The organism is Pseudomonas sp. R1-6 (assembly GCF_051132115.1).
Taxonomy (GTDB): domain Bacteria; phylum Pseudomonadota; class Gammaproteobacteria; order Pseudomonadales; family Pseudomonadaceae; genus Aquipseudomonas.
Genome location: NZ_CP071662.1, coordinates 5,328,560 through 5,351,815, shown reverse-complemented (window position 1 = coordinate 5,351,815; position 23,256 = coordinate 5,328,560). Strand labels below are relative to the sequence as shown.

Here is a 23,256-nt window from a genome sequence, read left to right as displayed (position 1 = left end):
TCTACCGTGGGAGCGAGCCTGCTCGCGATAGCGTCAGCCCAGACACCAAAAAATTCGTGGCGAGGGAGCTTGCTCCCGCTCGGCTGCGCAGCAGTCGTAAAACCTGCCAACACGGTTTCGCATATAGACGGGCTGGGGCATGCTTCGCAGGCCAGCGGGAGCAAGCGCCCTCGCCACAGGTTCGGTGTGCTGCAGGCAATGGCGCCAGCCTTGGCGGCAGGCTAGATCAACCCCTTCTCATCGTCATCGATCAACCGACTCAACCCACCCAGCGCTTCACGGGCCTGGTTGCGGTCCATCAGCTTGGCCTGGGCCGCTGGTGGCAGGTCGGTGACGCGGATGACGCCTTTGCTGGTCAGCACCTGGATCAAGTCATCGAGTACCCGGATCATCTCCAGGTCGCTTTGTTTGAGTTGCTTGAGGCTGTTTTCTACCGCCTGGTTGGCGAACCAGTCCTGGATCTCATGGTTGTCGGCCGGCAAGGTCTCGGTGGCCTCGGCGTAAGCGGTGGCTTCCACGCGCACCAGCAGGCCTTGTGCATCGCGTTGCACATAAAACATCGGGCATCCCTCATGTATGAAGCGGCGTCATGCTGGGCAGCATAGGCCAACTGGGGGGAGTATGAACACTTATCCCATGGCGAGGGAGCCAGCTCCCTCTCCACAGGATGTGTGTCAGCCTCAGCTGTTGTTGTGATCGATCTTGATGGTCGGATCACTGCCGGCGATCAGCGAGTTCAGGTTGATGTTCGACCAGTTGTTGCCTTCCAGCTTGATCGTCACGTCTGGCGTCGCCGCCGCACCGTTGGCCGCGTTGAACTGGCCGGTGGTGCTGACTTGCAAGGAGGACACGCCATCGACCGTGCTGATTTTCAGGAAGTGATCGATGGTGCTGCCGGTTTCGCCCTGCAACAGGTCCCGCAGGTCGATCCGGTCACCGTCGCCGGCCTTGAAGTCCTTGATCACGTCATTGCCGGTGTCGCCGGCTTTCCAGACAAACGTGTCGCCGCCCAGACCACCGATCAGGGTGTCGTTGCCCGTGCCGCCAATCAGGGTATCGGCACCGCTGCCGCCGAGCAGGATGTCATTGCCTTTACCACCGTCCAGCAAGTCCTTGCCGCCCTGACCGAAGATGATGTCGTTGCCGGCACCGCCCAGCAGGGTGTCGTTGCCGTCATGTGCGCCGGACACATCGAACGCGGTGTAGTGTTCGGTGATGTACTGGTGCACGTTGCTGGTGGTGACCTTGCTGACGTCCGCGCCGCTTTGTTGGGCGACAAATGACTGGATGGCCTGGTAACCCTCGCCGGCGATGCCGTTGAAACTCACCAGGTCGCCGAACAGGATGTCGTTGCCGTCCGCGCCGTTGACCGTATCGGCTCCCGGCATCGTCGCTTCGGTGTGGCCGATGATCGAGTTGGCCAGGTCCTTGGGGTCGATGTTGGTTTGCGGCTTGCCGTCCGAGTCGTAGGGTGCGAGGTCGGACAGAGTGACGCCCTTGTTCAGGCCGATAGCCTCTACGCCCGATACCGAACTCAATAGCGCGAAGGCGCTCGCGGAGTTGCTGGTGGCGGCCGAGTCGGTACTGCTGCCGGTCCCGTCGCGGTACGACAGCTCATAGGTGCCGTCGCCTTGGGCGTGCAGCGTGCCCAGGTTCTCTTCGCTCCAGTAGCCGCCCCAGGACTTTTTCCAAGTTTGCAGCGTGACGTTGCCGGACTTGTCGACCTGAACACGGTGGGTGCTGTCCAGTGCGGCGCTGAACGTCTGCCCCAGCTTGTAATTGCTGGTGGTGATCAAGCTGTCGAGCTTCACGCCGTTGTAGATATCCGGGTTTGTGTCTTCGTCGCTCTGGTAGTAAGTCGGCTGGCCGTCGGTGATGAAGTACGTCAGGTTCTTCGCACCGGAGTTGCTCATGGCCTCGCTGCTCTTGAACCAGTTGGCGGTGGTCTTGAATACGTCTTCGTAGTTGGTACCACCACCGGAATCCATCGAGTCCAGGACGCTCTTGAGCAACGCCAACGCGTTCGGGTCCTTGAGGTTGACCGAAACGGTTTGGTTCACCTGGTTATCGAAGTCCGCCAGGAAAATATTCACCGTCCCGGAGTTGCTGCCCATGCTCTGCTTGAGCGTGTTGAACACCTGGGTCAGCGAGTTCTTCGCGGCGGTAACGGAAGACGAGCTCATGCTGCCGGAGCTGTCGACCATGAACGCGATGTTGTAGTTGACGCCCGGCACCACGGTCAGGCCGCCGATGTCGGCGACCACGATGTCGTTGCCGTCGGTGCCGGTGACGTTGTCACTGCCGGAAGTGGCTGTCGCAGCGTTGTAGACCGCCGGATGCACCGTTACCGGGATCTGTGCCGTGGTCGTCGCCGACCCGCCGAGGGTTTCGGTGGAGGTCGACGTCACTGTCAGGTTGATCTGGCCGTTGAAATAGGTCGGCGGCGTCAGGTTGAGGCTGCCCAGGTTCCAGCCGGTAACCGAGGCTTCGCCGTTGGCTCCCACGGTTGCGGTGTGACCCGCGCCGTCACTCAGGACGCTGCCTTCAGGCATGCCGCCGATCTTCACGCTCAAGCTTTCGGAACCGTCGGTGTCGGTCAGGGCGGTGGTGATCTTCGACAGGTTGACGCTGCCGCCTTCGGCGCCTTCGTTGAGCTTGAAGCCGTCGTAGTAGCCTTCGCCATTGGTGCCGTGCAGGTCGGAAACGGACACGCCAGCGTTCGTCAGGTCGGCGACGCCGGTATAGAGCGGTATGCCGGCGCTGCTCAGGTCCACGGGCGTGCTGCCGTTGACCGACAGGTTCACGTCATAGCTGCCCGGGCCGGTCTGGTTGTGGTGGTAGATGTCCAGGGTGTAGTAGCCGCTGGTGGTCGGGGTGAACGAACCATTGAGCTTGCCACCGGCGCCCCAGGTAATGCCCGCCACGTCCTTGCCACCAATGGTCACCAGCAGGCTGTCATCGCCGGTGCCGCTGAAGGTATAGATCTTGCCGGCTTCCAGGAAAATCAGCCCCGAGGTCTTCGACGCGGTGCCCGGATTGACGTTGCCGTCGTTCTGCACGTTGCTCACGTTGGTGCTGCTGTTCGGCGTGCCGGCGGCATCGATCACTGACTTGAGCGTGCCCGACGGCGCGCCGTTGCCATCGGTGCCCAGGCCCGACAGCCCGGTCCAGACTTCCTTGATCAGGCCGGTGGAGGTCACGTTGTTGCCGGCTACGTTGAGGGTCGGCGCGTCGGCGGTTGGCGTGATGTCGATCTTCACGGTGCCGGTGTTGCCCAGGGCCTGGCCGTCGGTTGGCTGGAATTTGATCTGCGCGTAGTCAGCCTGCTTGTTGCCCACGCCGCTGCCGCCATAACCATTGGCACCGGATTCGTTGGCATCCGGGGTGAAGCGCAACTTGCCGGCGTCGATGTCGGCCTTGGTGAAGGTCTGGTTGTTGGCAACGTTCTTCCAGGTCGCGCCATCCAGGTACTGCAACTTGCCATCGCCTGGCAACCCGGTGATTTTCACGCCCTGGCTGGCGGCGGAGCTGTCCACGTCGCTGACGCCGAAGGTCGACCAGCCGAGGACCAGCGAAGTGTCCTCGGTACCGGTCACCGAACCACCGGCGGCCACCGGTGCATCATTGACGCCGACCACGTTCACCGTGGTAGTGGCGGTGTTGGAGTAGCTGGCGCCGTCGGTCACCGTCACGGTGATGACGCGCGGTACGCTGCTCGGGTCTTCGCTGTTGTTGATGAAGCTGATGTTCTTGATCTGCTGCATATAATCGGCCAGCGTCGCATTGCCCGTCAGCGTCAGGACGACCTTGCCGTCGGTGCTGTTGGCGTTGATGCTGATGCCGTTGACGCTATTGCCCAGGTTCAGATGATCGCCAGGCTGACGGTTGGTCAGCACAATGGTGGCGCCGGTCAGCATGGTGCTGTCCGGGTCGGTGATCTTCAGGTCGGTATCGCCAATCGACACGCCTGGGCCGGTGGTGCCTTCGGTGAAGGTCACCTGGTAATCGGCACCGGTCTTGCCACTGGAGTTGTTGGCATCCAGGTCGAGCACCGGCGCCGCATCGTTGTCGATGATCGAGGTGCTGACACTGCCGTTGGTCCCGCTGACCGCCAGATGCTCGAAGTTACCGCCGGTGGCGGAGTCGATCTTGACCACGAAGTTTTCCGTGCCTTCGGTGATCTTGTCGTCCAGGGTTGCCACGTTGAAGTTGGCGCTGGTGGCATTGGCCGGGATCTTCACGGTGTAAACGCCCGTGAAGTCCGAGCCGTCGGCGGCAGTGCCGCTGTAGACGATCTTCACCGTCACCTCGGTTTGCGCCGGGTTCGTCAGGCTGACGGTATAGGTAGCCGCCTGGCCTTCGGTGACCGATGAGCTGCCGGTGATGCTGACAGTGGTGTTGTCGACGGTGTCGCCTACAGCAGTCGATGCGCCAGTCTTATCAACGACGATGGCTTCCAGATTGCCGCCGGATGCCGATTTGATCGACTCGGTAATGGACGGCGCACCGGTATAGACATCGTTACCGACCGCGACATTGAGCACGCCAGAGCTTGCGCCGGCTGCGATGGTGATTGTCTTACCGCTTTCGAGCGTGACCGTTACAGGACCATTTTGCGCGGTGACGGGTTTACCGTCGGCGCCCGTCAGGGTGGCGGTGTAGGTGATCGTACCGTTTTCGTTCACGGTCGGGTTGGCGGTCAAGGTCACGGTAGTGGTGTCGTTGACGTCGCTGACCACGGTGCTGACCGGCGCGGTGTTAGGTGCGATGGCTTCCAGGTTGCCGCCGGATGCCGAGGCAATTGATTCAGTAACCGTCGTTGGACCTTGGTAGACGTCGTTGCCGACCGCTACATCCAACACACCCGAGCTAGCACCGACTGCGATGGTGATCGTCTTACCGCTTTCGAGCGTCACGGTGACCGGACCATTCTGGGCAGTGACGGGTTTGCCATCGGCACCCGTCAGCGTGGCGGTGTAGGTGATCGTGCCGTTTTCATTCACGGTTGGGTTGGCGGTCAGCGTCACGGTGGTCGTGTCGTTAACGTCGCTGACGATAGTGCTGACCGGAGCGGTGTTCGGTGCGATGGCTTCTAGGTTGCCACCGGATGCCGAGGCAATCGATTCGGTAACCGTCGTTGGACCCTGGTAGACGTCGTTGCCAACCGCTACATCCAACACACCCGAGCTTGCGCCCGCTGCGATGGTGATGGTTTTACCACTGTCCAAGGTCACGGTAACCGGACCATTCTGGGCAGTGACCGGCTTTCCATCGGCACCCGTCAAGGTCGCGGTGTAAGTGATCGTGCCGTTTTCATTCACGGTCGGGTTAGCCGTCAGCGTCACGGTAGTGGTGTCGTTGACATCGCTGACCACAGTGCTGACTGGCGTCGTGTTCGGCGCGATGGCTTCGAGGTTGCCACCTGTTGCATCTTTGATCGACTCGGTGACGGTGGTTGGGCCTTGGTAGACGTCGTTGCCCACTGCCACATCCAACACACCCGAGCTTGCGCCGGCTGCGATGGTGATGGTTTTACCGCTTTCCAGCGTCACGGTAACCGGACCGTTCTGGGCAGTGACGGGTTTGCCATCGGCACCCGTCAGCGTGGCGGTGTAGGTGATCGTGCCGTTTTCATTCACGGTCGGGTTAGCCGTCAGCGTCACGGTAGTGGTGTCGTTGACATCGCTGACCACAGTGCTGACTGGCGTCGTGTTAGGTGCGATGGCTTCGAGGTTGCCACCTGTTGCCGAGGCAATCGATTCAGTAACCGTCGTAGGGCCTTGGTAGACGTCGTTGCCCACCGCCACATCCAACACACCCGAGCTTGCGCCCGCTGCGATGGTGATCGTCTTACCGCTTTCGAGCGTGACCGTTACAGGACCGTTCTGCGCAGTGACGGGTTTGCCATCGGCACCCGTCAGCGTGGCGGTATAAGTGATCGTGCCGTTTTCGTTCACGGTTGGGTTAGCGGTCAGCGTCACGGTAGTGGTGTCGTTGACATCGCTGACCACAGTGCTCACTGGAGTCGTGTTTGGCGCGATGGCTTCGAGATTGCCGCCGGATGCGTCTTTGATCGACTCGGTGACAGTGGTAGGGCCTTGGTACACGTCGTTGCCTACCGCTACATCCAATACGCCCGAGCTTGCGCCCGCTGCGATGGTGATGGTCTTACCGCTGTCCAAGGTCACGGTAACCGGACCATTTTGCGCGGTAACGGGCTTGCCATCGGCACCGGTCAGGGTAGCGGTGTAAGTGATCGTGCCGTTTTCATTCACGGTCGGGTTAGCAGTCAACGTCACGGTAGTGGTGTCGTTGACGTCGCTGACCACAGTACTGACTGGCGTGGTGTTAGGTGCGATGGCTTCGAGGTTGCCGCCGGATGCCGAGGCAATCGATTCGGTAACCGTCGTAGGGCCTTGGTAGACGTCGTTGCCTACCGCTACATCCAAGACACCAGAGCTCGCTCCGGTTGCGATGGTGATGGTTTTACCACTGTCCAAGGTCACGGTAACCGGACCATTTTGCGCAGTGACCGGCTTGCCATCGGCACCGGTCAGGGTGGCGGTGTAGGTGATCGTGCCGTTTTCGTTCACGGTTGGGTTAGCAGTCAAGGTCACGGTAGTGGTGTCGTTGACATCGCTGACCACGGTGCTCACTGGAGTCGTGTTTGGCGCGATGGCTTCCAGGTTGCCACCGGTTGCATCTTTGATCGACTCGGTGACGGTAGTTGGGCCTTGGTAGACGTCGTTGCCCACTGCCACATCCAACACGCCCGAGCTTGCGCCGGCTGCGATGGTGATGGTCTTACCGCTGTCCAAGGTCACGGTGACCGGACCGTTCTGCGCAGTGACTGGCTTGCCATCGGCACCGGTCAGGGTCGCGGTGTAAGTGATCGTGCCGTTTTCGTTCACGGTCGGGTTGGCGGTCAAGGTCACGGTAGTGGTGTCGTTGACGTCGCTGACCACGGTGCTGACTGGCGTCGTGTTCGGCGCGATGGCTTCGAGGTTGCCGCCGGATGCGTCTTTGATCGACTCGGTGACGGTGGTTGGACCTTGGTAGACGTCGTTGCCGACCGCCACATCCAACACACCCGAGCTTGCACCGGCTGCGATGGTGATCGTCTTGCCGCTTTCGAGCGTCACGGTAACCGGACCGTTCTGGGCAGTGACGGGTTTGCCATCGGCACCGGTCAGGGTAGCGGTGTAAGTGATCGTGCCGTTTTCGTTCACGGTCGGGTTAGCGGTCAGCGTCACGGTGGTGGTGTCGTTGACGTCGCTGACCACAGTGCTGACTGGCGTGTTGTTAGGCGCGATGACTTCCAGATTGCCACCGGATGCCGAGGCAATCGATTCGGTAACCGTCGTTGGACCTTGGTAGACGTCGTTGCCAACCGCTACATCCAACACACCCGAGCTTGCTCCGGCTGCGATAGTGATGGTTTTACCACTGTCCAAGGTCACGGTAACCGGACCATTTTGCGCAGTGACCGGCTTGCCATCGGCACCCGTCAGCGTGGCGGTATAAGTGATCGTGCCGTTTTCATTCACGGTTGGGTTAGCGGTCAAGGTCACGGTGGTCGTATCGTTGACATCGCTGACCACAGTGCTGACTGGCGTGGTGTTCGGTGCGATAGCTTCGAGGTTGCCGCCGGATGCCGAGGCAATCGATTCAGTAACCGTCGTTGGACCTTGGTAGACGTCGTTGCCGACCGCCACATCCAACACACCCGAGCTTGCACCGGCTGCGATGGTGATCGTCTTACCGCTTTCGAGCGTGACCGTTACAGGACCATTTTGCGCAGTGACCGGCTTGCCATCGGCACCGGTCAGGGTCGCGGTGTAAGTGATCGTGCCGTTTTCGTTCACGGTCGGGTTGGCGGTCAAGGTCACGGTAGTGGTGTCGTTGACGTCGCTGACCACGGTGCTGACTGGCGTCGTGTTCGGCGCGATGGCTTCGAGGTTGCCGCCGGATGCGTCTTTGATCGACTCGGTGACGGTGGTTGGACCTTGGTAGACGTCGTTGCCGACCGCCACATCCAACACACCCGAGCTTGCACCGGCTGCGATGGTGATGGTTTTACCGCTTTCCAGCGTCACGGTAACCGGACCGTTCTGAGCAGTGACGGGTTTGCCATCGGCACCCGTCAGCGTGGCGGTGTAAGTAATCGTGCCGTTTTCGTTCACGGTTGGGTTCGCGGTCAACGTCACGGTCGTCGTGTCGTTAACATCGCTGACCACAGTGCTGACTGGCGTGGTGTTCGGCGCGATGGCTTCGAGGTTGCCGCCGGATGCGTCTTTGATCGACTCGGTGATGGCGGTTGAACCTTGGTAGACGTCGTTGCCGACCGCCACATCCAACACACCCGAGCTTGCACCGGCTGCGATGATGATCGTCTTGCCGCTTTCGAGCGTGACCGTTACAGGACCATTCTGGGCAGTGACGGGTTTGCCATCGGCACCCGTCAGCGTGGCGGTGTAAGTGATCGTGCCGTTTTCGTTCACGGTTGGGTTAGCCGTCAGCGTCACGGTGGTCGTGTCGTTGACGTCGCTGACCACGGTGCTGACTGGCGTGGTGTTCGGTGCGATGGCTTCGAGGTTGCCGCCGGATGCGTCTTTGATCGACTCGGTGACGGTGGTTGGGCCTTGGTAGACGTCGTTGCCCACTGCCACATCCAACACACCCGAGCTTGCGCCGGCTGCGATGGTGATGGTTTTACCGCTTTCCAGCGTCACGGTAACCGGACCGTTCTGAGCAGTGACGGGCTTGCCATCGGCACCGGTCAGGGTGGCGGTGTAGGTGATCGTGCCGTTTTCATTCACGGTTGGGTTGGCGGTCAGCGTCACGGTGGTCGTGTCGTTAACGTCGCTGACGATAGTGCTGACCGGAGCGGTGTTAGGTGCGATGGCTTCCAGGTTGCCGCCGGATGCCGAGGCAATCGATTCAGTAACCGTCGTTGGACCTTGGTAGACGTCGTTGCCGACCGCCACATCCAACACACCCGAGCTTGCACCGGCTGCGATGGTGATGGTTTTACCGCTTTCCAGCGTCACGGTAACCGGACCGTTCTGGGCAGTGACCGGCTTGCCATCGGCACCCGTCAGCGTGGCGGTATAAGTGATCGTGCCGTTTTCGTTCACGGTCGGGTTAGCCGTCAGCGTCACGGTGGTCGTGTCGTTGACGTCGCTGACGATAGTGCTGACCGGAGCGGTGTTCGGTGCGATGGCTTCGAGGTTGCCGCCGGATGCCGAGGCAATCGATTCAGTAACCGTCGTTGGACCTTGGTAGACGTCGTTGCCGACCGCCACATCCAACACACCCGAGCTTGCACCGGCTGCGATGGTGATCGTCTTACCGCTTTCGAGCGTGACCGTTACAGGACCATTTTGCGCAGTGACCGGCTTGCCATCGGCACCCGTCAGCGTGGCGGTATAAGTGATCGTGCCGTTTTCGTTCACGGTTGGGTTAGCAGTCAAGGTCACGGTGGTGGTGTCGTTGACATCGCTGACCACGGTGCTGACTGGCGTCGTGTTCGGCGCGATGGCTTCGAGGTTGCCGCCGGATGCGTCTTTGATCGACTCGGTGACGGTGGTTGGACCTTGGTAGACGTCGTTGCCGACCGCCACATCCAACACACCCGAGCTTGCACCGGCTGCGATGGTGATGGTCTTGCCGCTTTCGAGCGTGACCGTTACAGGACCATTTTGCGCGGTAACGGGCTTGCCATCGGCACCGGTCAAGGTCGCGGTATAAATGATCGTGCCGTTTTCATTCACGGTCGGGTTAGCAGTCAACGTCACGGTGGTGGTGTCGTTGACGTCGCTGACCACGGTGCTGACTGGCGTCGTGTTCGGCGCGATGGCTTCGAGGTTGCCGCCGGATGCGTCTTTGATCGACTCGGTGACGGTGGTTGGACCTTGGTAGACGTCGTTGCCGACCGCCACATCCAACACACCCGAGCTTGCACCGGCTGCGATGGTGATCGTCTTGCCGCTTTCGAGCGTCACGGTAACCGGACCGTTCTGGGCAGTGACGGGTTTGCCATCGGCACCCGTCAGGGTGGCGGTATAAGTGATCGTGCCGTTTTCGTTCACGGTCGGGTTGGCGGTCAAGGTCACGGTAGTGGTGTCGTTGACATCGCTGACCACGGTGCTGACTGGCGTCGTGTTAGCCGCGATGGCTTCGAGGTTGCCACCGGTTGCATCTTTGATCGACTCGGTGACGGTAGTTGGGCCTTGGTAGACGTCGTTGCCGACCGCTACATCCAACACACCCGAGCTTGCGCCCGCTGCGATGGTGATGGTCTTGCCGCTGTCCAAGGTCACGGTAACCGGACCATTTTGCGCAGTGACCGGCTTGCCATCGGCACCGGTCAGGGTGGCGGTGTAAGTGATCGTGCCGTTTTCGTTCACGGTTGGGTTAGCGGTCAGCGTCACGGTGGTCGTGTCGTTAACGTCGCTGACCACGGTGCTGACTGGCGTCGTGTTCGGCGCGATGGCTTCCAGGTTGCCACCGGTTGCATCTTTGATCGACTCGGTGACAGTGGTAGGGCCTTGGTACACGTCGTTGCCGACCGCTACATCCAATACGCCCGAGCTTGCGCCCGCTGCGATGGTAATCGTCTTGCCGCTTTCGAGCGTGACCGTTACAGGACCATTTTGCGCGGTAACGGGCTTGCCATCGGCACCGGTCAAGGTCGCGGTGTAGGTGATCGTGCCGTTTTCGTTCACGGTTGGGTTAGCAGTCAAGGTCACGGTAGTGGTGTCGTTGACATCGCTGACCACAGTGCTGACTGGCGTGGTGTTCGGTGCGATGGCTTCGAGGTTGCCGCCGGATGCCGAGGCAATCGATTCAGTAACCGTCGTAGGGCCTTGGTAGACGTCGTTGCCTACCGCTACATCCAACACACCAGAGCTCGCTCCGGCTGCGATAGTGATGGTTTTACCACTGTCCAAGGTCACGGTAACCGGACCATTTTGCGCAGTGACTGGCTTGCCATCGGCACCCGTCAAGGTCGCAGTGTAAGTGATCGTGCCGTTTTCATTCACGGTCGGGTTAGCCGTCAGCGTCACGGTGGTCGTGTCGTTGACGTCGCTGACGATAGTGCTGACCGGAGCGGTGTTCGGTGCGATGGCTTCGAGGTTGCCGCCGGATGCCGAGGCAATCGATTCAGTAACCGTCGTTGGACCTTGGTAGACGTCGTTGCCGACCGCCACATCCAACACGCCCGAGCTTGCGCCGGCTGCGATGGTGATCGTCTTACCGCTTTCGAGCGTGACCGTTACAGGACCATTCTGGGCAGTGACGGGCTTGCCATCGGCGCCGGTCAGGGTCGCGGTATAAGTGATCGTGCCGTTTTCATTCATGGTCGGGTTAGCGGTCAAGGTCACGGTGGTCGTGTCGTTGACATCGCTGACCACAGTGCTGACTGGCGTGGTGTTCGGCGCGATGGCTTCGAGATTGCCACCGGTTGCATCTTTGATCGACTCGGTGACAGTGGTAGGGCCTTGGTACACGTCGTTGCCGACCGCTACATCCAACACACCCGAGCTTGCGCCCGCTGCGATGGTGATGGTCTTGCCGCTGTCCAAGGTCACGGTAACCGGACCATTTTGCGCAGTGACTGGCTTGCCATCGGCACCGGTCAGGGTCGCGGTGTAAGTGATCGTGCCGTTTTCGTTCACGGTCGGGTTAGCGGTCAGTGTCACGGTAGTGGTGTCGTTGACATCGCTGACCACAGTGCTCACTGGAGTCGTGTTTGGCGCGATGGCTTCGAGGTTGCCACCGGTTGCATCTTTGATCGACTCGGTGACGGTAGTTGGGCCTTGGTAGACGTCGTTGCCGACCGCTACATCCAACACACCCGAGCTTGCGCCCGCTGCGATGGTGATGGTCTTGCCGCTGTCCAAGGTCACGGTAACCGGACCATTTTGCGCAGTGACCGGCTTGCCATCGGCACCGGTCAAGGTCGCGGTGTAGGTGATCGTGCCGTTTTCGTTCACGGTTGGGTTAGCGGTCAGCGTCACGGTAGTGGTGTCGTTGACATCGCTGACCACAGTGCTCACTGGAGTCCTGTTCGGTGCGATGGCTTCGAGATTGCCGCCGGATGCCGAGGCAATCGATTCAGTAACCGTCGTTGGGCCTTGGTACACGTCGTTGCCTACCGCTACATCCAACACACCCGAGCTTGCACCGGCTGCGATAGTGATGGTTTTACCACTGTCCAAGGTCACGGTAACCGGACCATTCTGGGCAGTGACCGGCTTTCCATCGGCACCCGTCAGCGTGGCGGTGTAGGTGATCGTGCCGTTTTCATTCACGGTTGGGTTAGCGGTCAGCGTCACGGTAGTGGTGTCGTTGACATCGCTGACCACAGTGCTGACTGGCGTGGTGTTCGGTGCGATGGCTTCGAGGTTGCCGCCGGTTGCCGAGGCAATCGATTCAGTAACCGTCGTTGGACCTTGGTAGACGTCGTTGCCGACCGCTACATCCAACACACCCGAGCTCGCGCCGGCTGCGATAGTGATGGTTTTACCACTGTCCAAGGTCACGGTAACCGGACCATTTTGCGCGGTAACGGGCTTGCCATCGGCACCGGTCAGGGTAGCGGTGTAAGTGATCGTGCCGTTTTCATTCACGGTCGGGTTGGCGGTCAACGTCACGGTGGTGGTGTCAAGCGAATCAGTGATCGTCGTGACCGCAGGCGCCGTATTCGGAACCAGGTTCTCGAAGTTACCCCCAGTTGCGCCAGTAATGGTGGCGCTGACAGTACTGCCATTGTTGTAGACATCGTTCGGCGGGGTATCGACAGCGACGGTGCCGGTGGTCTGGCCGGCGGCAATGGTAATGACCGAGCCGTTGCTCAAGGTCACGGTCACTGGCGTCTGGGCCGGATTGGTCAGCGTGGCGGTGTAAGTGATCTGACCGCCTTCGGTAACGGTGTCGCCTGCGCTCAGGGTGACGGTGGTGGTGTCGACGGTGTCGGTGATCTGGGTAACGGCGGGCGTGGTGGGTACGGTCACGGCGATGCCGCTGCCGCCGGTGGTGCCGGTGACAGTCACGCTGATCTGGCTTGGGTCGTTATAGACCGTGTCGTTCGGCGCGAGCGGCACATTGACGCTGCCGGTCAGTTGTCCGGCTGGAATGACGATGACTGCACCGTTGGACAAGGTCACGGTCAGGTTGGTCAGCGGCGCCTGGGTGACGGTCGCGGTGTAGACCAGCACGCCGCCGGCCTCGGTCAGGGTCGGCGTGGCGCTCAGCGTCATGGTCGCATTGAGCACGGCGTTGGCGGTCGTATCGGCAGTGGTGTCACCACCCAGGATGTTGTCATCGGTGGCGGCAGCCGCGGCGAGTCCTTCCGTGGGAAAACCGATTGTCGGATCGACGCTGCCAGCCGTGGCATCCAGTACGACGAAGTTGTGGCCACCACCGGCCGCACCGCCCGTGCCAGCAGCGGTTGGGCCGGCAGCGGTGGCTTCCAGGGCGGTCGTCGGGTCGACGCCCGCGGCGATGGCTTGTTGCAGTTCGTCTACCGAGGGCGCGGCTTGGGCGGCGGCCTGTTCCAGATCAGTGGAGGAGTCCGCATCATTGGCGCTCCATTGGGTGTCCCGGCCCAGGTCCAGCGAGCGGCCATCGGCCAGCTCCAATGTGACGGCACCGGCAGGGCCGGTGTCCAACTGGTCGCCCACGTTAAGGCGGTCGCCTTCAATGAGTACGCGCCGAATACCCTCGGGGGATACGGCGAAAACCTGACCAACAATGCTTTTGACGACGGCAATAACACTGCTCATTGAAGACTCTCCGGGTACCACGTTCAGTAGACTTCCATGGACCCGACAGCCTCGTTGGCCGTAGCGGTCTGGACGTACATGCTCACTAAGGGAAAATGTTTTGACGCTTTAAATTTGACGGTTTATTGGCGGCAACTGCGGAAGGTTTTTGTTGCTGCCAAACTATTGACCTTCTGCCGGCCATCCTAAACAATCGCTTCTGTAATGTCACATTGATATTTAAGCGGCGACCTGTTCTTTCAGTGCGTGTTCCAACCCCTGTTTTGAACTTTCCGACATACGGTCATTCCGGTTGCCATCATCCGATGCAGCGCCACGTTTCGCTGTGATTCAAGACAAGCGTTTTCGGGATTTAACCAACCATGCGTTCGCATCTGCTCAAGGCTTTACCTTTCGCCCTCGCCGCCAGTTTCGTACAAGCACAAACCTTGCCGCAGGCCATGCAACAAGCATTGGATGTTCACCCGGAAATCCAGGCGGGCGTGAACAGTCGCCTGGCGGCGGACTATCAGCTCAAGGCTGCCAAGGGCGGCTACCTGCCTAGAGTGGACCTCGCAGCCGGGTACGGCCGTGAAGGCACCGACAGCGTGACCACCCGTTCGGGCACCAATAATCATTGGGAAACCTTGAACCGCAGCGAGTCGAGCCTGCGCCTGTCGCAAATGGTTTTTGACGGTTTTGCGACGTCCAGCGAAGTGGGGCGTCAACAAGCCAACGTCAATGCCCGTGCCTATTCCTTGCTCGACGCCTCTGAGCGCACTGGCTTGACGGTGGCCCAGGTGTACCTGGACGTGCTGACCCGTCGCGAATTCGTGCGCCTGGCCGAGGAAAACCTCAAAAGCCACGAACGCATCTTCGATCAGATCAAGCTGCGCACCTCCCGTGGCGTAGGCAGCGGCGCCGACCTGGACCAGGCCGAAGCGCGCATGGCCCAGGCCCGCAATAACCTCATCACCGAACAGACCAACCTGGCCGACGCCGAGACCAATTACCTCAGCGCCGTCGGCCAACTGCCGGATCAATTGGAGCGTCCCGCCGACTTTATGGCGCTGCTGCCGGCCAACCTCACCGAAGCCCGCGCCCAGATGCTAGACAACAGCCCGGTGCTGCGTTCGGCCGAAGCGGATATCGCCGCTGCCGAGCAGCAGTACGCGGCCGCCAAGTCGAGCTTCTATCCACGCTTCGATGCAGAGTTGGGTCGCACTGCCGACAATGACCTGGACGGCCAGAACGGCCACAACAATGAATGGCAAGCCATGCTGCGCATGCGCTTCAACCTGTACGCCGGTGGCAGTAACAAGGCCGACCTGGAATCCAAGTCCTACCTGTCCAACCAGGCGCTGGATATCCGCAACAACGCGCTGCGCCAGTTGAACGAAGAACTGGGCCTGGCCTGGAACGCGTTGAACAACGCCAACGCCCAAGTGCCGATCGCCCAGCAATACGTCGACCGCAGCGCCAACGTGCGCACGGCCTATCAGAAGCAGTTCAGCCTCGGCGAGCGTACCTTGCTCGACTTGCTCGACAGCGAAAACGAGTTGTTCAGCGCTTCCCGTCGCCTGGCGGAAATCAAGAACGTGCAGCTGTTCACCCAGTACCGGATCAAGGCAACCATGGGCCAGTTGCTGAAAAGCCAGGGTGTGGTCGCGCCGTTGGCATCGGTTGTGCAGAACGACGTGAAACCCAAGGTCCAGTTACCTGGGATGAATTGAGTCCTCCCACCCGTTTTTATCAGTCAGAGTGCCGAGCGTGGAATCAGAAGTCAGTCCAGTCGAACTAGTTCATGACCCGCGCACGCTGCACGACGACCCGTTGTTGGATGGTTTGCTGGCGCTTTGCATGCTGCATCAGAAGCCTGCCAGCGCGGCGATGCTCACCACCGGCCTGCCGTTGCCCAAGCAACGGCTGAGCGTCGAATTATTGTCGCGTGCGGCGGCCCGTGCCGGTCTGCAAGGCCGGGTGCTGCAGCGCAAGCTTGAACAAATCCCCGCCATTGCAATGCCGGCCCTGTTGCTGCTTAAGGAAGGCCGCAGCGCCGTGCTGCTGGGCTGGGCCGGGGACGGCCAGGCGCGCTTGCTGCTTAGCGAAAGCGAAGGCGGCGAAGTCACGGTGAGCCATGAGCTGCTTGCCGACGACTACAGCGGCAAAGTTTTTTTCGCCCAACCGCAGCATAAATTTGACGTCAACCACGGCACGCTCATTCCCCGCGCGCGTTCCTGGTTTCGCGATACGCTCAAGCGTTCCCGCTGGCTGTACGCCGACGCCATCGCCGCCAGCCTGTTGATCAACATCATCGCCATGGCCGCTCCGCTGTTCGTGATGAACGTCTACGATCGCGTGGTGCCGAACCAGGCCGAGTCGACGCTGTGGGTACTCGCCGTCGGGATCACCGGCGCCTATGTGTTCGACCTCATCCTGAAAATGCTGCGCAGCTTGTGCCTGGATTTGGCGGGCAAGAAAACCGACTTGATCATTTCGGCGACGCTGTTCGAGCGCATCGTCGGCATGGCCATGAAATACCGCCCTGCGCGGGTGGGCAGCTTTGCCCAGAATATTCATGAGTTTCAGAGCCTGCGGGATTTCCTTGCCTCGCTGACCCTCACCAGCCTGATCGACCTGCCGTTCACCCTGCTGATCTTCATGGTCATCGCGATCCTCGGTGGGCATCTGGTGTGGATTCCGGTGCTGGCGTTCCCGATTGCCTTGCTGATCGGTTATGCGTTGCAAAAGCCTCTGGTCGCGACCATGGAGCGCACCATGGCCCTGGGCGCCGAGCGTCAATCCAGCCTGATCGAAACCCTCGCCGGCCTGGATGCGGTGAAGGTCAACAACGCCGAGAGTGAGCGGCAATATCAGTGGGAACAAACCATCGGCACCCTGGGCCGTCTCGAACTGCGGGTGAAAATGCTGTCCGGCCTGGCGATGAACATCACCTTGCTGATCCAGCAACTGGCCGGGGTGATCATGATCGTCTTCGGTGTCTACCAGATTATCGCCGGCAACCTGAGCATGGGCGGGTTGATCGCTTGCTACATGCTCAGCGGTCGTGCCCTGAGCCCATTGGCGTCGCTGTCGGGCTTGTTGACCCGTTACCAGCAGGCGCGGGTGACCATGACGTCTGTCGATCAAATGATGGAGCTGCCCCAGGAACGCAATTTCGAAGAGCGTCCGCTTAGCCGCAAGGTCTTGCAGGGTGCAGTTGAATGCCGGCAGTTGAATTTCACCTACCCGAACCAGCAGACCCCCGCGTTGAAGAACATCAACCTGGTGATCAAGCCGGGCGAAAAGATCGGCATCATCGGCCGCAGTGGCTCGGGCAAAAGCTCGCTCGCCAAATTGCTGGTGGGTCTGTACCAGCCTGACGACGGCGCGTTGCTGGTGGACGGCGTGGACATTCGCCAGATCGACGTCAGCGAGCTGCGTTACAACATTGGCTATGTGCCCCAGGACATCCAGTTGTTGGCCGGCACCCTGCGCGACAACCTGACCTCCGGCGCCCGTTACGTCGAAGACGAATTGGTGCTCCAGGCTGCGGAACTGGCAGGCGTACACGAGTTCGCACGCCTGCATCCGCAAGGCTACGAGCTGCAAGTGGGCGAGCGGGGACAGAACCTGTCCGGCGGCCAGCGCCAGAACGTCGCCCTGGCTCGCGCGTTGCTACTCAATCCGCCCATCCTGTTGCTGGACGAACCTACCAGCGCCATGGACAACACCGGCGAAGAACGCTTGAAACAGCGCTTGGCCGCCGTGGTGGAAAACAAGACGGTGCTGTTGGTGACGCACCGGGCATCGCTGCTGTCGCTGGTGGATCGCCTGTTGGTGGTCGACCGAGGGCAGATCCTCGCCGACGGTCCCAAGGCCGCCGTGATGGAAGCGTTGAAAAAGGGGCAGATCAGTGTTGCTTAAATCAGGTTTGAAGGGCGCTGTGGGCCGCTATTTCAAGGGTTCCGACTCGCTGCATGGCCAACCGCTGCCCGAGGTCAACAAGGCACTGATCGAGGACGCCCCGCGAGTGGTGCGCCTGACGATCTGGGGCATCATCGGCTTCTTTGTGTTCTTGGTGCTGTGGGCCAACTTCGCTGAGATCGACGAAGTGACCAAGGGCGACGGCAAGGCAATCCCATCGTCCAAGATCCAGAAGATCCAGAACCTGGAAGGTGGCATCGTCGCTGAGCTGTTCATCAAGGAAGGGCAGATCGTCGAGGCTGGCGCGCCATTGATTCGCCTGGACGACACGCGGTTTGTCTCCAATGTCGGGGAAACCGAGGCCGATCGCCTGTCGATGCTGCTGCGGGTCGAGCGCCTGAGCGCCGAGGTTGAAGATAGACCGCTGAATTTTCCGGCCGATGTGCTCGAGGCCGTACCGGGCCAGGCCGCCAGCGAAGAGTCGTTGTACATCAGCCGTCGCCAGCAACTGCACGATGAGATCGGTGGCTTGCAGGAGCAGTTGATCCAGCGCCAGCAGGAGCTGCGCGAGTTCGTGTCCAAGCAGGCGCAGTACCGCTCCGGCCTGGCGCTGCAACGCCAGGAAATCAACATGTCCGAGCCGCTGGTGGCCCAAGGCGCGGTGTCGCCGGTGGAGGTGCTGCGGCTCAAGCGCGCCGAAGTCGAGACCCGCGGGCAACTGGACGCCACGACGCTGGCGATTCCTCGCGCCGAGTCGGCCATCAAGGAAGTGCAGCGCAAGATCGACGAGACCCGCGGTAAATTCCGCAGCGAAGCCTTGACCCAACTCAACGAAGCGCGCACCGACCTGAACAAGGCCCAGGCCACCGGCAAGGCCCTGGAAGACCGCGTGAGCCGGACTCTGGTGACGTCGCCGGTGCGCGGCATCGTCAACAAAATGCTGGTGAACACCATCGGTGGCGTGATCCAGCCGGGTAGCGACCTGGTGGAGATCGTGCCGCTGGACGACACCATCCTGGTGGAGGCGAAAATCCGTCCCCAGGACATCGCCTTCCTGCACCCCGGCCAGGACGCCACGGTGAAATTCACGGCTTACGACTACACCATCTATGGCGGGCTGAAAGCCAAGCTGGAACAGATCGGCGCCGACACCATCACCGATGAAGACAAGAAAAGCACTTACTACATCATCAAGCTGCGCACCGAGCGTAGCCACCTGGGCACGCCTGAAAAGCCGTTGCTGATCATCCCGGGCATGGTGGCGTCAGTGGACATCATCACCGGCAAGAAGACCGTGCTGAGCTACCTGCTCAAGCCGATCGTCAAAGCCCGGGCCGAGGCTTTGCACGAGCGGTAAATTAATCGAGCTGTGACTCGGTGCTTTTGTGGCGAGGGAGCTTGCTCCCGCTGGGTCGCGCAGCGGCCCCATAAAAAGCGACGAGCGCCGCGCACTCAAGCGGGAGCAAGCTCCCTCGCCACGGGCGTCGTTTCCAGACCGTCGGTTCGGCCATATGATTATGCGTTTTTAATATTTAAACTAACGCTCTTATATCTTTAGAGTCATCCCCCTGCGTACCTGCCGACCAATCGGCGCGCCGCACGACACAAACCAACACGGTAACGCCGTGAGTTTTGATCGATTGCGCGCCATCGAAGCGCGCCGTGCGTGGGAGTGATGTATGTCAGCCGTCTCTTTTTCTCCAGATTCAAATGCCGCGAACATCGCGCCGCAGTCGTTCGAGATCCGCCCATTCCCCGATGCCGTAGGCGCCGAGATTATCGGCCTGGACCTGTCCCGGCCCATCGACGACCAGGATTTCTCTCGCATCCACCGCGCCCACCTCGACTATCACGTGGTGGTGTTGCGCGACCAACGCATCACCCCCGAACAGCACATCGCCTTCAGCCGTCGTTTTGGCGTGCTGCAGATCCATGTGCTCAAGCAGTTCCTGCTGGCCGGGCATCCGGAAATCCTCATCGTTTCCAACATCATCGAAAACGGTCAATCCGTCGGCCTTGGGGACGCCGGCAAGTTCTGGCATTCGGACCTTTCCTATAAGCAATTGCCCAGCCTCGGCTCGATGCTCCATGCCCAGGAGCTGCCGAGCGAAGGCGGCGATACGCTATTCGCTGACATGCACAAGGCCTGGGACGGTTTGCCCGAAACGCTGCGGAAGGCGATCGAGGGCCGTTCGGCGGCGCATTCCTACACGGCGCGCTACAGCGAGACCAAATTCGAAGGCAACTGGCGCCCGACGTTGACGCCAGAGCAACTGGCCCAGGTGGCCGAAGTGGTGCATCCAATCGTCCGCACCCACCCGGAAACCGGGCGCAAAGCGTTGTTCGTCAGCGAGGGCTTCACCACCCGCATCGTTGGTTTGCCAGAGGATGAAAGCACCGCAATCCTGACGCAGCTGTATGCCCACAGCGTGCTGCCCCAGAACATCTATCGCCATCAATGGCAGCCCCACGACCTAGTGTTCTGGGACAACCGCTCGCTGATCCACTTGGCAGCCGGTTGCCCGAGCCATCTGCGTCGCAAGCTGTACCGCACCACCATCCAGGGCGACGCCCTTTCTGATCGGCTGCACAGCGCGCAAATTGCCCGGAGAATCACCATGTCCAAACCCATTGTTTTTGCACCGTTGGCCGCAGCTATCGGCCTGGGGCTCAGCCTGCTCGCCAGCAGCCTGATCGCGCCGGCCAGCGCCCACGCCGAAGGCGAGATTCGCATCGCCGAGCAGTTCGGCATCGTTTACTTGTTGTTGAACGTGGTTCGCGACCAGCAACTGATCGAGAAACACGGTAAGGAGGAGGGCATCGATATCAAGGTCGACTGGACCCAACTATCGGGCGGTGCGGCGGTCAACGATGCGTTGTTGTCGGGCTCCATCGACATTGCCGGGGCCGGTGTCGGGCCGTTGTTGACGGTCTGGGACCGCACCCGTGGCAAGCAGAACGTCAAGGCCGTGGCATCCTTGGGCAATTTCCCCTATTACCTGCTGAGCAACAACCCGACCGTCAAGACCATCGCTGACTTCACCGAGAAGGACCGCATCGCGGTGCCGGCGGTGGGCGTGTCGGTGCAATCGCGGTTCTTGCAACTGGCCGCCGCCAAGCAGTGGGGCGACAAGGATTTCAATCGTCTCGACAAGTACACCCTGGCCGTCCCGCACCCGGACGCCACGGCCGCGCTGATTGCCGGCGGCACCGAGTTGACCGGGCACTTTTCCAACCCGCCGTTCCAGGATCAGGCCCTGCAAAACCCCAACGTCCACGTCGTACTCAATTCCTATGACGTGCTCGGGCCGAACTCGCCCACCGTACTGTTCGCCACCGAAAAATTCCGTGATGAAAACCCGAAGACGTACAAGGCGTTCATCGAGGCCCTGACCGAGGCCGCCGAGTTTGCCCAGAATGACAAAGGCGCGGCGGCGGACACTTACCTGCGGGTGACAAAGGCCAAGATTGACCGCGCGACCTTGCTCAAGATCATCGAAAACCCCCAGATCGAATTCACCGTCACGCCGAAGAACACTTACCCATTGGCTGAGTTCCTCTACCGCGTCGGTGCGATCAAGAACAAACCGGCCTCCTGGGAAGATTATTTCTTCCAGGACGCAAAACCGTTGCAGGGGAGCTGATCGTCATGAACGCGCCATTGCAAGGCCACGCGGCCAGCAACGCCACCCGCACCGACACCGCGTTGCTGGCGGTGGACAACGTCAGCCTGGAATACCGCACCCCGCAGCGTGTGGTGCGGGCTACCCATCAAGTCAGTTTCGAAGTCGATCCGGCGGACCGTTTTGTACTGCTCGGCCCGTCCGGGTGCGGCAAGTCCACGCTGCTCAAGGCCATCGGCGGTTTCATCGCGCCGAGTGAAGGCGAGATCCGACTGCAAGGCCAAACCGTCAACGCGCCGGGTCCGGACCGGATCGTCGTGTTCCAGGAGTTCGACCAACTGCCGCCCTGGAAAACCGTCAAGCAGAACGTGATGTTCGCGCTGCTGGCGTCGGGCACGCTCAAGCGTCGCGAAGCCGAAGAGCGGGCGCTGCACTACCTCGACAAAGTGGGGCTGGCGGCGTTTGCCGATGCCTACCCCCACACCTTGTCGGGGGGCATGAAGGCCCGTGTCGCGATTGCCCGGGCGCTGGCGATGCAGCCGAAAATCCTGTTGATGGACGAACCCTTCGCCGCACTCGATGCCCTGACCCGGCGCAAAATGCAGGAAGAATTGTTGCTGCTCTGGGAGGAGGTGCGTTTCACCCTGCTGTTCGTCACTCACTCCATCGAGGAGGCGCTGGTGGTGGGCAATCGTATTCTGCTGTTGTCGCCGCACCCGGGACGGGTCCGGGCGGAAATCCACAGCCATCAATACGATCTGCACAGCCTTGGCGGCGTGGGTTTCCAGCACACGGCACGGCGGATTCATTCGTTGCTGTTCGAGCAAGGCCAGTCGCCGGAGGCCGAGCGTGAGCTGGGGTTTGCCGATATCCGTATCGCGTATTGAGGAAAGGGTTTGATGAGCCAGTTATTGCCAGTGCGCGAAGAATACGAAGTCGATCTGCAACCGCTGACCCACGTGCCGCTGGAGCGGGAGTTGCCCTTGGGCCAGCGCCTGTGGCAACAGGGTTGGCTGCGTAAAAGTGTGATTCTGATAGTGCTGGCGGTGCTGTGGGAGGGCGTGGCGCGTTACCAGAACAACGATTTGCTGCTGCCGAGCTTCCTGCAAACCGCCAACGCGTTGTACGACGGTTTGCTCAGCGGCGAGCTGCTGGGCAAGGTGTGGATTTCCCTGGTGGTGCTGCTCAAGGGTTATCTGCTGGGCATCATCCTGGCGTTTGGCTTGACCACTTTGGCGGTGTCGACGCAGTTGGGCCGCGACCTGCTTAGCACGTTGACGTCGATGTTCAATCCACTGCCAGCCATCGCCCTGTTGCCGTTGGCGCTGTTGTGGTTCGGCCTGGGACAGAACAGCCTGATTTTCGTGCTGGTGCATTCAGTGCTGTGGGCGCTGGCATTGAACATGTATGCGGGTTTTCTGGGCGTGTCCGAAACGCTGCGCATGGCCGGGCGCAACTACGGGCTCAAGGGCCTGCGCTTTGTGCTATTCATCCTCATCCCGGCCGCGTTGCCGTCGATCCTCGCCGGGTTGAAGATCGGCTGGGCCTTCGCCTGGCGCACCCTTATCGCTGCCGAACTGGTGTTCGGCGCCACGAGCGGCAAGGGCGGTTTGGGCTGGTACATCTTCCAGAACCGCAACGAGCTGTACACCGACAAGGTGTTTGCCGGTTTGGCGGTGGTGATCCTGATCGGGCTGCTCGTCGAGAACCTGGTGTTCGACAGTCTGGAGCGGGTGACGGTGAAGCGTTGGGGGATGCAGCGTTGAACCGTTCTGAAGTCATACTCCGAACCCGTGGCGAGGGAGCTCGCTCCCGCTCGGCTGCGCAGCAGTCGCAAAACCGGGCCATGCGGTTTGCCTGAAGGAATGTTGGGGGCCTGCTTCGCAGGCCAGCGGGAGCAAGCTCCCTCGCCACGGGTTTGGGGTTGTCTGGGCTGA

At 60.8% G+C, this 23,256-nt stretch carries 8 protein-coding genes and 1 pseudogene; 7 read left to right on the top strand and 2 right to left on the bottom strand.

All coding sequences use genetic code 11. The annotated features are described in order from the left end of the window. Nucleotides 1–221 precede the first annotated feature (221 nt). Nucleotides 222–560 carry a hypothetical protein gene (locus J3P81_RS23950; protein ID WP_014335964.1) on the bottom strand — a complete coding sequence of 113 codons (339 nt, stop codon included), beginning with the start codon at nt 558–560 and terminating at the stop codon, nt 222–224. A gap of 120 nt (nt 561–680) precedes the next feature. Continuing rightward, nucleotides 681–13,790: a retention module-containing protein gene (locus J3P81_RS23945; RefSeq protein WP_434561298.1), complete on the bottom strand. Its 13,110-nt coding sequence runs from the start codon at nt 13,788–13,790 to the stop codon at nt 681–683. A 362-nt stretch (nt 13,791–14,152) separates the two neighbouring features. On the opposite strand from J3P81_RS23945, the gene J3P81_RS23940 reads away from it, so the two are divergent. The 7 genes and pseudogenes from J3P81_RS23940 to J3P81_RS23910 all read left to right on the top strand — a co-directional run bounded on the left by J3P81_RS23940 (nt 14,153) and on the right by J3P81_RS23910 (nt 23,085). Further along, nucleotides 14,153–15,502, top strand: coding sequence for a TolC family outer membrane protein (locus tag J3P81_RS23940; RefSeq protein WP_420766500.1), 1,350 nt, complete (start codon nt 14,153–14,155; stop codon nt 15,500–15,502). Nucleotides 15,503–15,539: 37 nt separating this feature from the next. Then, nucleotides 15,540–17,696 carry a type I secretion system permease/ATPase gene (locus J3P81_RS23935; RefSeq protein ID WP_434561296.1) on the top strand — a complete coding sequence of 719 codons (2,157 nt, stop codon included), beginning with the start codon at nt 15,540–15,542 and terminating at the stop codon, nt 17,694–17,696. Next, complete coding sequence (locus J3P81_RS23930; RefSeq protein WP_434561294.1) at nt 17,686–19,053, top strand: HlyD family type I secretion periplasmic adaptor subunit; 1,368 nt, start codon at nt 17,686–17,688, stop codon at nt 19,051–19,053. Before J3P81_RS23935 ends, J3P81_RS23930 begins: the two co-directional genes overlap by 11 nt. Nucleotides 19,054–19,375: 322 nt before the next feature. Further along, nucleotides 19,376–20,269, top strand: a pseudogene (locus J3P81_RS23925) (TauD/TfdA dioxygenase family protein); the annotation flags it as partial. Between the two features lie 45 nt (nt 20,270–20,314). Further along, nucleotides 20,315–21,340, top strand: coding sequence for an ABC transporter substrate-binding protein (locus J3P81_RS23920; protein WP_434564167.1), 1,026 nt, complete (start codon nt 20,315–20,317; stop codon nt 21,338–21,340). A 5-nt stretch (nt 21,341–21,345) separates the two neighbouring features. Beyond that, a complete protein-coding gene (locus tag J3P81_RS23915) occupies nt 21,346–22,206 on the top strand; it encodes an ABC transporter ATP-binding protein (protein WP_434561292.1) in 861 nt (286 codons plus the stop codon). Nucleotides 22,207–22,218: 12 nt separating this feature from the next. Next, nucleotides 22,219–23,085 carry an ABC transporter permease gene (locus J3P81_RS23910; RefSeq protein WP_434561290.1) on the top strand — a complete coding sequence of 289 codons (867 nt, stop codon included), beginning with the start codon at nt 22,219–22,221 and terminating at the stop codon, nt 23,083–23,085. The last annotated feature ends 171 nt before the right edge of the window (nt 23,086–23,256 follow it).